This is a genomic window from uncultured Campylobacter sp. (genome assembly GCF_938045225.1).
Classification (GTDB): Bacteria; Campylobacterota; Campylobacteria; order Campylobacterales; family Campylobacteraceae; genus Campylobacter_A.
Genome location: NZ_CALINL010000009.1, coordinates 1 through 12,065 on the forward strand (window position 1 = coordinate 1; position 12,065 = coordinate 12,065).

10 protein-coding genes and 1 pseudogene are annotated in these 12,065 nt (G+C 48.4%); all 11 read right to left on the reverse strand.

The genetic code is table 11. From position 1 onward, the window contains the following. The coding region (locus tag Q0200_RS00450; RefSeq protein ID WP_297936541.1) for a molybdopterin-dependent oxidoreductase at window positions 1-2,444 on the reverse strand (2,444 nt) is incomplete at its 3' end. 344 nt (window positions 2,445-2,788) lie between these two features. Next, window positions 2,789-3,364, reverse strand: coding sequence for a hypothetical protein (locus Q0200_RS00455; protein ID WP_297936543.1), 576 nt, complete (start codon window positions 3,362-3,364; stop codon window positions 2,789-2,791). Between the two features lie 207 nt (window positions 3,365-3,571). Next, the gene (gene luxS / locus Q0200_RS00460) at window positions 3,572-4,087 is read right to left on the reverse strand and encodes an S-ribosylhomocysteine lyase (RefSeq protein WP_297936545.1); all 516 of its coding nucleotides are present in this window, start codon (window positions 4,085-4,087) and stop codon (window positions 3,572-3,574) included. Window positions 4,088-4,376: 289 nt separating this feature from the next. Next, window positions 4,377-5,120 (reverse strand): class I SAM-dependent methyltransferase, encoded by a 744-nt coding sequence (locus Q0200_RS00465; protein WP_297936547.1) that lies wholly within the window; start codon window positions 5,118-5,120, stop codon window positions 4,377-4,379. Window positions 5,121-5,267: 147 nt separating this feature from the next. Next, on the reverse strand, window positions 5,268-5,759 hold the full coding sequence (fldA, locus tag Q0200_RS00470) for a flavodoxin FldA (RefSeq protein ID WP_297936550.1): 492 nt from the start codon (window positions 5,757-5,759) through the stop codon (window positions 5,268-5,270). 11 nt (window positions 5,760-5,770) lie between these two features. Then, window positions 5,771-6,487 (reverse strand): hypothetical protein, encoded by a 717-nt coding sequence (locus Q0200_RS00475; RefSeq protein WP_297936552.1) that lies wholly within the window; start codon window positions 6,485-6,487, stop codon window positions 5,771-5,773. A 3-nt stretch (window positions 6,488-6,490) separates the two neighbouring features. After that, entirely contained in the window at window positions 6,491-6,811 is a 321-nt protein-coding gene (locus tag Q0200_RS00480; protein WP_002949171.1) for a DUF2325 domain-containing protein, read from the reverse strand. A gap of 261 nt (window positions 6,812-7,072) precedes the next feature. Beyond that, the gene (locus tag Q0200_RS00485) at window positions 7,073-8,860 is read right to left on the reverse strand and encodes a M3 family metallopeptidase (protein ID WP_297936553.1); all 1,788 of its coding nucleotides are present in this window, start codon (window positions 8,858-8,860) and stop codon (window positions 7,073-7,075) included. An 8-nt stretch (window positions 8,861-8,868) separates the two neighbouring features. Then, on the reverse strand, window positions 8,869-10,263 hold the full coding sequence (gene dcuC / locus Q0200_RS00490; protein WP_297936555.1) for a C4-dicarboxylate transporter DcuC: 1,395 nt from the start codon (window positions 10,261-10,263) through the stop codon (window positions 8,869-8,871). A 286-nt stretch (window positions 10,264-10,549) separates the two neighbouring features. After that, the gene (locus Q0200_RS00495; protein ID WP_297936557.1) at window positions 10,550-11,695 is read right to left on the reverse strand and encodes a toxin-antitoxin system YwqK family antitoxin; all 1,146 of its coding nucleotides are present in this window, start codon (window positions 11,693-11,695) and stop codon (window positions 10,550-10,552) included. Window positions 11,696-11,727: 32 nt separating this feature from the next. Beyond that, window positions 11,728-12,065: pseudogene (locus tag Q0200_RS00500) on the reverse strand (ABC transporter ATP-binding protein); the annotation flags it as partial.

Below are 12,065 nucleotides of genomic sequence, written 5' to 3' on the forward strand. Positions count from 1 at the left end.
AACACGACAATCCATCCCTTTTCCTTGCTGCCGGTAAACGGAAGGTAATAGCGTTTTTCACCCGTATCCTTCACGTCCGCTTCCCGCAGAATATCGGCTTCGGTCATATTCCGCATCGCAGCAAGCGCGGACAGCGGTTTCATGCCCCGGCGGATTTTTTCCCGCTCATGCGCATCGTCCGCCGCCCAACGGTTCGGACGCATACTCGGTTCGATACCCGTCAGCGACAGGCTCAGGCTTTCATTGCCTTCATCGACATTGGCAGCCTCGCGTACGCCTACGCGCTCTATACCGAACCAAGGCAGGGTTTTGAAGCCATCTTTGGCGTCTTTTGGATTTATTAAAACCGGCTCTCTACCGCTAACTTCGGCGAAATTTCTGATGATAGAGTTATTTAGCTGACTGTGCAGGCGGTAGCGAGAGTGCGGGCTAACGACGTGTAGCGGGTACTTTTTGCTAGCGTTGCCTAGCCACTCTTTAGGCTCGATCCACGTAGGCATCGGCGGGCAGTCGGCGTAGTTCATCTTCGCTATCGTCGGCGAGTATATCTCTATCTTGCCCGACGGAGTGCCTAGGCGGTTTTTGGCAGGATTTTCGCGGAAGGCCGCTAGGCGCGTATAAAGCTCGGTTTCCGTGTTGTCTTTTTCAAATCTCACGTAGCCTTTTTCGTAAAATTCCTCAAAACTAGGCATGGTTAAATTTAGCCCCTTAGCCTGCTCGGCCGCGTCGGCGTAAAATTCCTTCATCCAGCCTAGCTCATCCTTGCCCTCGCTAAATACCTCGCCTCTGCCCCAGCGTTTGCAAATTTGCTCGCAGATCCAAAAGTCGCTCTTGCTTTCGCCCATCGGCTCTATCGCAGGTTTATATGCCACGATGTATTCGCCGGTAGAGCCCGTTTGGTTGATGTCGTTTCTCTCAACCTCTATAGCCACAGGTAGCACGATGTCGCTTAGTCTTGCGGTGCTAGTCCAGTATGGCTCGGCGGTGATAACGGTGTCAAATTTACGCCACTGTTTTACGATGTTATTTACGTCCTGATGGCGCGTAAACATCGAGCCTGAGGCCATGTATGCGACCCTCATGTGCGGCAGCTTGATCTTGGTGCCGTCGTAGTCGATCTCCTTGCCGGGATGCTCTAGCGCCTCGATGCTGCGAGAGGACGGGATAGTGATGTTTTTAGTCGTTTTCCACGGCGCGCCGTCTACGTTTTCGTACTTCTCATCGATGCGAGTGCTTAGGCCTTTTAGCACCGGAGCGATCTTATCCGTAGCACCCGCAGAGCCGTATCCTAAGCTAAACTCAAATCCAAGCCCCTCTTTACCCACGTGTCCTAGCATCGCGTTTAGCACCACTAGCGCCCAGAAAGGCTGCTCGCCGTGGTCGGCACGTTGCAGCGCACGGCCGATCAGTACGGTCGTAGGCTCTTTGGCTAGACGCGTAGCAAACTGCGCTATCGTGCCCGCAGGTACGCCGCAAATTTTGCTCGCCCACTCGATATCTTTTACGACCTTGTCCTGAGTGCCGAGGAAGTAGTCTTTAAATTTATTAAATCCGACCGTGTATTTTTTGATAAATTCCTCGTCGTAGAGGTTGTTCGTAAACAGATAATGGCACATGCCGATGATGAGCGCGGTATCGGTATTTGGGCGCACGATGATGTTTTCGCTGCCGTAGTAGCGCGCGGTGTCGTTTACCATGACGTTTACGCTATAGGTTTTGATGCCTGCTTTTTTGAGCTCCTGCATACCTACGTAGCCGTCGTGAGTCGGAGGGACGGATGAGATTTGGTTTGTCACGATAGGATCTGTGCCCCAAAATACCACGTTTTTAGCATTTTTGACGATAGCTTTCCACTTTGTCGGCGCGTCGTAAACTGCGCTACCGCCTAGCACGTGAGGCATGATGACTAGACCCGCTCCGGTCGAATAATCGCCGCTTTCTTCCACGTAGCCGCCTAGTACTTTTAGCATCCTGTGCGCGACAGTACGACCCCAGCTGACCTTACCGCTGCCGCCCCACCAGTAGCACTCGCCGTATATCGCCTCGGCGCCGTATTTGTCGAAGTTTTCTTTTAAGGCTTTGGCGGCTAGATCAAGCGCCGTATCCCAGCTAACGCGCACGAATTCGTCTTTGCCGCGCAGTTCGCTCTTTGCCGCGCCTTTTGCTTTTAGATAGCTTTTGCGCACCATCGGATAGAGTACGCGGTTTTCATTCTGCACGGAGTCGGGCAAGCTATAGTTCATCGTATTTGGAAATTTATCGCCCTCAAATTCGCTAACAGAAACGATCTGCGATGAGTTTAAATTTGCCCAAAACGGGCCGAATCTGTTTGCGCCGAACACTTTTTTGTTATCGAAAATCGTCTGCTTGACGCCCTCTATCCTACTAGCCTGCGCAGCCGTAGCCGCCAAGGCCGAAAATTTGATGAAATCTCGTCTTTTCATCGGTTTCTCCCTTATTTTAATTTTCGCAGGAGCAAGCCCCCGCGCCTTGCGCTTGCAGTCGCGAAGTCGCAGACCCAAGCAAAGCCAAATCGCCGACACTTGCGGCACCGACGCGATTTGGCGACTCGTTTTCCGTTATTTACTTTTAAAACCCATATTTTATTAGCGGCACTCGCTTTCTTATCTAGCGGCTCTTTAGCGAGCAAGACGCCGCAAATTTAAGCCGGTAGCGTTAAATTTGCCGCCGTAAAAATATAAAATCCCAAAAATCTAAATTTAAAGAACAAATGTCGCTAAATTTTACATTTCAAGCGACGAGCAAATTTAGCTAACCGCGCAGAGCCCTATTCTGCGTCTTTTGCGTTATGCTGCAGGTATTTTACTATCAAATTTAGCTCCGTCTCCTCTAGCGAGACGTAGTTCGTATCGATCATCGACTGTAAATTTGCCGGCCACTGAGCCGCCGTAAAGCTGTTTGGCTCGTGCAAGCGGTGGCACGCCGAGCAGGTCTCCTCGTACTTTTGCTGAGCCTGTTTGTATAGCGCGTTTGCGTCGCTACCTAGCGCGTCTGCGGCGACTTCGTACGTGCCCTCGACCTCATACCAAAGCTCGCCGTAGTCGTCCTCGACCTCTTTTATTTTCTTAAAATTCGCCTCGCTCTCGGCATCAAAAACCGTGAAAATCTCGGCATTTTTGACGCTTCGCTGTATCTGAGCCAGGTAGTTTGCCGAAACGGCGCCTTTTACCTTGATTTTAGCCTTTGCGCCGTCTTTGGAGACAACCTCGACCGGCGTTAAAACCTCGATCTTGCCTACCTTTTTACCGCCTAGCGATATATCGGTCGTATTTGTTAAAACCTCGGCGTTTAAGCCTATCGCCGCCGCACAGGCCGCGATCAAAACGAATTTAAAACTTTTCATCGCACTTCCTTAAGAAAAATTATTAATGTAATTTTATAAATTTACGGCTTAAAATTACATCGTTATATTTTATTACGAAGCGGATTTTGTATATTAAAAGAGTAAAATTTGAAGTAATAGCGCGGCAAACCGGGCCGAATTTGAGCTTTGCCCAAATTTGCCGCGAGAGCAAAAGCCGCACGAGCGGTGGCTAAATTTAAAGAGCGATCAGTGCTTTTTAAGCCCCATCGCAGCGACGTCTAGCGCGATTTGCTCGTTGTTTATCGTGATTAGTCCGCGCTCTAAAATTTTACTCGCGATCGCATGCGCCTCATCAAGCGAATGCATTTTATACGTGCCGCACTGATACTTGTTTAGCTCGGGGATGTCTTCTTGACTTTTGACGCCCAGGATATCCTTCATCGACGCCGTCCACGCGGCCTTGACCGCCTCCTCGCTCGGCACGCCGATCACGCTCATATAAAAGCCCGTTCTGCAGCCCATCGGCGAGATATCGATGATTTCAACGCCCTTGCCGTTTAGATGATCTCGCATAAAGCCCGCAAATAGGTGCTCCAGCGTATGGATGCCTTTTTCTGGCAAAATTTCTTCGTTCGGCTTGCAAAAACGCAAATCAAACACGCTTATATCGTCGCCTTTTGGCGTTTTCATCGTCTTTGCTAGGCGCACGCCGGGCGCGTTCATCCTCACGTGATCGACGCAAAAACTATCTAGTAGAGGCATATTTTCTCCTTATTTTTAACATAAATTCGGCGTGATTTTAGCTAAATTTTTATTAGCCACGGCTTGATTTAAATTTGCATTTATGCAAATTTACTAAGCCGATAGCCAAAAAACGCAACCATAAGAGCGGTAGCTTTGGTTAATTTTTAGCCGATCATCTACTTATTCGTATGCCAAAATGCTAGCGAGCCTGGATTCATCGGATCTTGAGAGAGTCCGATATCGGCGATCGCATCGTCTATAGCGATAACGTTTCGTCTTGCAGCATTAAAGAAAGTCTCGGCAAAATTTAGCCTTGGGCTTTAAAAAATTCTCTTTGTCTCGTGCTAACGGCGTCGTTCGCTCCTTCTATCTGGAATCCAAACGGCTCTAGATGAGCGCAGCGCACGAAGTCGGCGGCATTTGCCACTACGTCAAACCATTGCGGCGGGATCTCTTTAACCTGCTCGATAGAGTGGCAGGTAAAAACAAAGGCCTTTTTACCTAAATCCAACCCTTCAAGACTAGGCTCTAGGTGATTAAAATGGAAAAACTTAGCATTCATTTTAGGCGTCGCAGCTGCTAGTTTGCTAGCGATTTCCACGCCGCTTTGCGTAAATTCTCCGCCAAAATACCGCACATCCGTCGGCCCGCCTCTATAAAAAATTTCAATCAAATTTCGACCGTATCCGCAGCCAAGCTCTACAATACTATCGTAAGGCCCCGTCTCGTCGATGATATCGATCAGCATATCGTAAAAGTTAAACGACGAGTGAAAAGGTACGATTAGCTCAGCCCCCTGTCTAGTGCTAAGCCTGGCAATCGGGATTTCGACGAATCTTAAAACATTCGTGCTAAAAAGCTTTCGCTTCTCCCAAACCATTTCGTTTGTAACGTTATCCAAACTTAGCTCACTTAGCCGCTCTTTTTTTTCCAGCATTTTTACGGCTTGATAGCTATTGAGTCCATTTTTTAGGCACTCATCCATAAATTTAGCCCTTGTCGCCCATGCCTTTTCGTAAAAGTTTTGCCAATACTCCTCTTGATACGCCATATTTTCTCCTAAATTTAAAAAATAAATTTAATTCTACCTTTAAGATTTTAAAGAAAACTGAAATTTAAAAGATTCGATTTTAGTGATTAGATTGAGTTTGTTTGGGGTTAAAAATCGGGCAAAAAGCCCGACTAAAAGTATTAAATTTTAAGCAAAATGAGGTTTGATCTGCTCTATCCAAGCGCTGATTCTAGGCTCGGTTTTTTCGCTTTCGTTGTCCGCATCAAGTGGCAGACCGACGAATTTACCGTCTCTTACGGCTTCTGATTCGTCAAATTTATATCCATCCACAGATACTGCGCCAACGACGTTTGCGCCAGCTTTTACGACCTCGTCGTATAGCTTGCCCATCGCGCCGCAAAAGCTATCTGCATAGCTCTCGGCATCGCCCGTGCCAAATATCGCGACTGTCTTTCCGCTAAGCTTTAGTCCGCCAAAATCAAACGCGTCCCAGTCGTCTTGCAAGTCGCCCGTACCCCAGGTTGAAACGCCCAAAATCAGCTTGTCAAAGCCGTTTAGTTTAGTCGCGTCGCAGTTTGCTACGTTTAAAAGCTCGTTTTCTAGCCCTAAATTCTCGGCTAAAAAGCTCGCCGCCTCTTCAGTATTTCCCATACTGCTTCCAAAAATGATACCTATCATTTAAATTTCCTTTAAAAAATATGATGACTTATCGTGTAGGGCACCAGTCGCAGCAATCCGCCGCGTCCGCACTCCCGTCTTACCTCGATGTAGCGCGAGAAATTCGCATTTCTCGGAGCTACGATAAACATCCTGTCAAACTCCCCGCCGTTAAGCGCCTCAAAGCCCCTAGCGATCTCGCAGTTAGCCAGATGAAACCGCTCTTTTGTTATCTCTTTAAAGCAAGGCATAACGCCGAAAAGCTTGCGCCCGCCCTGCTCTGCAAAGATAATCCCGTCTTGAAAATAAACGTTTTTATCAAAATGTTTGGCGCGTATTTTATCATAAACAAACTGAGAAAACATTATGTCTGCGTCAAAACATATTCCGTTTTGGGATTTTAGCATGAGTATAAGCCTCGCGGCCGGGTGCTTGGGTGAGACAGCTAGCGGCGGGACGGCGTCAAATTTGCCTGATTTGTAGGCGCAGATAACGGCGTTTGAGGCGATACAAAAGCTTGAAATTTTACTTCGGCTAGGATTTTTAAAAGCACACAGATCTTCGATGCGCTTTAGAAAAATTTCCTCCAAATTTAAGCCCGAATACGCATAAACTAGAGGGATTTTTAGCTCGCGACCTGCGCAACAGTTGTATAAATTTATAAAAATTCGGGCTTTATTTACCGCGTCAAGCCCTAAAAAAATACTTGGAGTTATTTCTCCAATACCTGATAAAAAGCCGAATTTCATCTATTAGTCTTTTACCTTGCAGCATCCAAATTCCTTATCTAGCCCAAAGACTTTGCAATACTCGCTAAACACGCAGCTGACGCTTCTTTTGGCGCAGACGATCGGGATATTGCGCTTTTTGGCTTGGTTTTTTATCGTTTTCATCGTGTTGTGGTTTAAAAAACTGGTTAACATCACGACGCACTCGGTATCTTGCGGGATCGGTTTGCGATTTACGCGGTTTTCGTTACGCGCGTCCCAGTGCTCGATCGCTTCTGCGCCGAGGTCTTTTAGGACTGCTTTTATAGGCGTTATCTCGTCGGCTCCGATAACTAAAACTGACATTTTGGACTCCTGTTTATTTGATTGTGATTATTATAAAATAGATTAGCTAAAAAATAGCTTAGTTATGATAGTTGTTATCAGTTAAGTGCAAATTTGTAACGCCTACCAAATTTTGCGAGGGAGTTTTAAATTTGACTGCTAAAATTATCTTTTAGGATCAAGAAACGGCGATCAAATTTGACGAATAGGCGACAAGAGCAAAAATGCTCAACGTTTTTGCTCTTAAATTTAGCAGAAGATAAATCAAATTTGGGTTCAAATTTACCCGTCCGACTTTGCCGTCTTATCAAAACCCATCTGCTCCTCGAGCCGCTTAAACTCGTCTGCGTAAATTAGCGCATTATCGACGCACTCAAGCCAAAACTCCAGCGTTCGCGCGTCCTTGCCGAAGTGCTTTTGCAGCAAAGCTTCGACGCTCATCACGCCGCACTCGCGCAAAAACGCCTTGTACGCGCTGATAAATTTATCGCCCGAGCGCGTAAACTCGTCCAGCAAAAACTGCGAAAGCAGGTAGCCGACGGTGTAGGGGTAGTTGTAGATGTATTGATCGGTCTTGTAAAAATGTAGCTTAAAGTACGGCAAAAAGCCCTCCGCATCCTGCGTCGTATCGCCGTAGCGTCCTCGCCACGCCTTTTGCATGAGCTCTTCTATCTGCGCCACGCCGACCGCGCCCTTTTGCCTAGCCTTTAAAAAAGCGATCTCAAAATCAAACCGCACGCCGATGTGTAGCATGAAATTTGCCGCCGATTTTAGCTCCTGCCACAAGATGTCAAAGAGCAAATTTTTATCCGAGCTGTTTTTACGCAGATAGTTTCGCAGCACGGCTTCGTTAAAGGTGCTCGCAGCCTCCGCCAGCGTCATAGGAAACTGCGTGTGCAGCGCGGGCAGATCGCGCATGATCCAGTAGTGCCACGCGTGTCCGAGCTCGTGCGCCTGCTGGATCATATGCGCCTGCGTGCCCATGTAGCTAGAAAAAATGCGCGGCTGCCGAAATTTATCAAATCTCGTATAAAATGCGCCGCCTGCTTTGTTTTCGCGCACCTGCGCCTCGATCCAGTTTTTATCTAGCATCATTTTGATAAACTCAGGTATCTCCCCGCTAACCTCGCCTAGAGCCGCACAGATCGTCTCTATCGCCCGCTCGTAAGTGATCTCCTCCGAGCTAGCAAAAGGAGACGGCGCGAGTAGATCGCGGGCGTAAATTTTGCCCTGCGGAAAATACTTCGCGCGTAGGCTCACGCACTCCCTGATCTTGCCTGATCTCTGATCTAGCGCCGCAAACATCGCCGTTACGGCCTGCTCGCTGATTTTATTTTGCTGCAGGCTAGGCATGAGGATATCCGTCCCCGCCGCCCTGAATTCACCTAGCCTAAAGCCCTGAAGTAAATTTAAAACGTCGGCGTATAGGCTCGCGTGCCTAGCGTAGTGCTCCGCCAGCCCCTCAAACACGCTCTTTCGTAGCGCGGCATCAGGCGAACCCTTTAAAACGCCCGCGCATTTTGAGAGATTGTAGACGCTTTTTACGCCGTTTTTATCACTAGCCTGCACGGCGATGAGGTTGTTTAGATGCCTAAATACGCCGTAAAGCGGAGCGAAACTGCTAGCCGCCGCGTCCTCGTAAATTTTACGTTCTTTTGCGTCAAATTTTGCCCGCCAGCTGTTTTTGCGCTCGTCGTAGAGAAATTTTATCCGCGCAAACTCCTGTGTTTGGAGCGCGGTATCAGCGGGATCTAGCTCGTCTATCTTTTCAAAAATGATCTCTTTCGTCCGCTCAAGACGCAAAAACTTTTCCCTGATTTTCGCCTCGGCCGCGCCTGCTCGCTCATCTTTGGTATCGTCGCTTGATTTGCAGCGGCAAAACGCGAGCAAGGAGTTTGCCTCCTCAAAGCCGCGCTCGTACGCGTTTATCAGCAAATTTAACTCGCCGCCAGAGCCTAGCAGCCTCTCTATCTCGCCTAAAATTTCGTCCAAATTTGACAGCGCGTCCGTAAATCTCGCATCGTCAAAGTCGCCGTACGCGTCCTCAAACGTCCATCTTGGAAGCTGCATTTCGCGCCTCACAAAGAGAGTAAAAATACGAAAATATGGTGACTAACTAGACCTAGGACCGCCGGCACGCTGCAGCGCTTGACGATATCGAGCGGACTGCACTTTAGCATGCCTGCTATCGCGACGACCACGCCAGCTACGGGCGAGAGAGGGCGAGCGATAGTGGAAGCCTGATGCATCGGTAGCACGAGCATAACCGAGCTCACGTTTAGCTTAGCGGCGATATGCGGCACCATCTCGATGAGTGGGTAGAAGCTCGCGCCGTTTGAGCCCGAGATGATCGTAACTAGCGTCGTGATGACGACGAAAAGCACCGACATGCCAAAGCCGCCAAATCCTAGCGAATTTGCGAGTTTTACGATGCTATCTAGCATTCCTAGCGCCTTAAAGCCTTCGGCAAATATACCGGCCGCGATGATAAGGATAACGACGCCGCTTAGGCTCTTGCCCATCGCTTGGAAAAATACCTTGACCCCTTCGGCGATCAGGTCAAATTTAAACCTATGCCTAACCGCCTCAAAAAGCATCGCAATGACGACTGAAAGGATGATGATCGCCGAGATATCAAGCTTGATAGAGGCGATGCAGTACTGCGAAAATACGACCACCAAAATCATCGGTAAAAACGGCAGTATCGCGTAAATTTTAGGCGCGGCGGTCTGCGGATTTTGCACCGCTCCGTCAAATTCCATCACTTCGCCCACGTGCTCGCTGCATACCCAGCCCTCTTTTTTATCCAGATACCTGTTCCAAAAAACGAGCGCGATACCCATCACGATCGAAGTCGGAAGCGCGGCCGGGATCTTATAGACGAAAACATAATCTAAAATGCTAAGTTGCGTGGCCTTCGCCGCAGCGGCCGTCGATGCGCCGATGAGCACCATCGAGGCGGCTCCAGACATCGCGCAGATCGAGCCTACGGTGAGCTTGTTTAGTCCAAGCGAGATGAGCACGGGTCCTAGCAGCGCAAGACATAGCACGCCAAGCCCCACCGCGCTAGTGATAACCATGCTGATGAGCTTAGCCACCGCAAATGCGACGAATACCATGACGTATGGGTTTTTGATCCTAGCAAAGCGCTTCGTAGCGATAGAGACGAAAGCGTGGTTCGCCCCGATATGCGTCATATAGCTCGCAAAGCCCACCATAAACATGATGATAAGGCCCAAATTTGCAAATCTGTTTGAGAACATATATCGGATAAATTCGATGATGTTTAGGTAGGCGTTGCCCGTCGCTACGGCCTGTTTGGGCATAAAATTCCCCGTGCCCAGCGCGACTGAGCAGATCAACATAAAAACGCCCGAAAGAAAAAGCACGAGCGGCGCGTACTTGCCCCGCACTATCGCCCAGCCCACGATAAACAGCACCACCGTGCCGATAATAATCCCTGCAACAGCCATATTTTGCTCCTTTTTAGTGTTTTTGTGTATTAAATCTAGAGCAAATTTTACTACAAATATTGATATATTAAGCTAAAATAAAAATTATTTTTTAATTTTTTTTGAACGGTATTATTTTATGTAACTTTGATTTTTATTAAAGTTTTATACTAATAAAGCAGGGTTTGAACCAAAATTAACGCCTCGCATGCATTTAAAATTAAAAAATGCCAAACTCGACCAAAGCGTCAAATTTAAGCCGTATAGATCAAATTTGGCTCCGCTCAAATTTAAATTTTAGCCAAGCTCACTCCCTCGGCAGTCCGTTTTTATCAGACTTGTCGCTGATTAGTTTGCCTGCTTTGTCGTATTTTTTAGCACGCACGAGCCTACCGCGCTCAAACTCCCCCTCGGCTTCGAGTTTGCCGTTTGCATAGTAGTGTTTCGCCGTGCCGACCTCCAGCCCGTCCTCAAACGTCACTTTGGCCTTTAGCGCGCCGTTTTCGTGATACTCCTCGTATAGTCCATGATAGCGTCCGTTTTTAAACATCACCTTTGCGGCCAGCGCTCCGCTCTCGTAGTAGTCCAGCCCCGCGCCTATTTGGCGGCCGTCTTTGTACTCGTATTCGCCTCTGAGCTTGCCGCTTGGGTAGTATTCGCGCGCGACGCCGTCCTTTTCGCCATCTTTGTAATTTTCTACCACTCGCGTTTTACCATTTTCGTAAAATCGTTTCCAAACGCCGTTTTTGCGGTCGTTTTTATATTCGCCCGTCTCCTCCACGGCGCCGCTTTCGTAGTACCATTTTTCCGCGCCTTCTCGCTTATCGTTTTTATAGGTTCGCACGCCGCGGATTTTACCGCTTTTGTAGTAGTCTACGTCCTCGCCGTTTCGTAGCCCGCCGACATATGGGCTGCGTGCGCTAACCTCGCCGCTAACGTAATAGTCAGTAAATACGCCCTCTCGCTTGTCCGCCTTGAAAACGCCCTCCTGCTTTAACGCGCCGCCCTCGTCAAAGTAGTAGCGGCGGTAGCGCCCGTCGCGCACACCCGCTTTGTATTCGCTCTCGCCCATCAGAGCGCCGCTATCTGCGTGGTAGTGCTTAGCCGTACCATCGCGGACGCCGTTTTTTAGGGGGTATTCGTTTGAGGGCTTGTCTCTGCCGTCAAAATAGTCTCGATATCGCACCGCCGTGCCGCCCTGCACGTCTATCTCGCGTATAAGCGTGGGCGGCAGCGGTTTTAGCCTCGGATAGACCATGCCCATCGCATTTACGTCATATAGGTCCTCAACGCTGTAGCGCAGCATCTTTAGCGTGCCATCGTAGAGCCTACCTTTTACGTAGTAAAGCCCGTTTTTTAGGCTCGCTTCGGGCTTCATTACGATTTTTGGCTCTAGAGCTTGCGCACCGATGGCTAGAAGCGGGAGTAAAAATAGAAATTTTAGGATTTTCATGGTTTTTCCTGCTTTACTTTATTTGGGTAATTTTAAAATTTGAAACTAAATTTAAGATGAAGGCGCGAAGTGTCAATTTCATCAATCTCAATGGGAATTATTTTTTCCAACTGTTTGATACGGCTCTGCACCTGCACAGCTTTGGTAGGCTTATAACGGAATCTTTCGATGAAATCCTTCAAATCCGCAATTTCTTTCTGCTGATTTTCATAAGCACGGAGCTGGCTCTCTCTGCGTTCAGCACGGAGCTGCACATACTCATCGTACGACACACGATAGTCCACCACTTTGCCACAAGAAATCTCTAGCGTGCGATTCGTTACATTATTGATAAAGGCGCGGTCGTGACTCACCAAAATCACAGCACATC

Coding starts and splice junctions, on each gene's coding strand:
- Q0200_RS00480 (WP_002949171.1), bottom strand. CDS start 6,811: ATGTCAGTTTTAGTTATCGGAGCCGACGAGATAACGCCTATAAAAGCA.
- luxS (WP_297936545.1), bottom strand. CDS start 4,087: ATGCCTCTACTAGATAGTTTTTGCGTCGATCACGTGAGGATGAACGCG.
- Q0200_RS00485 (WP_297936553.1), bottom strand. CDS start 8,860: ATGCAGCTTCCAAGATGGACGTTTGAGGACGCGTACGGCGACTTTGAC.
- Q0200_RS00475 (WP_297936552.1), bottom strand. CDS start 6,487: ATGAAATTCGGCTTTTTATCAGGTATTGGAGAAATAACTCCAAGTATT.
- Q0200_RS00495 (WP_297936557.1), bottom strand. CDS start 11,695: ATGAAAATCCTAAAATTTCTATTTTTACTCCCGCTTCTAGCCATCGGT.
- dcuC (WP_297936555.1), bottom strand. CDS start 10,263: ATGGCTGTTGCAGGGATTATTATCGGCACGGTGGTGCTGTTTATCGTG.
- Q0200_RS00455 (WP_297936543.1), bottom strand. CDS start 3,364: ATGAAAAGTTTTAAATTCGTTTTGATCGCGGCCTGTGCGGCGGCGATA.
- fldA (WP_297936550.1), bottom strand. CDS start 5,759: ATGATAGGTATCATTTTTGGAAGCAGTATGGGAAATACTGAAGAGGCG.
- Q0200_RS00465 (WP_297936547.1), bottom strand. CDS start 5,120: ATGGCGTATCAAGAGGAGTATTGGCAAAACTTTTACGAAAAGGCATGG.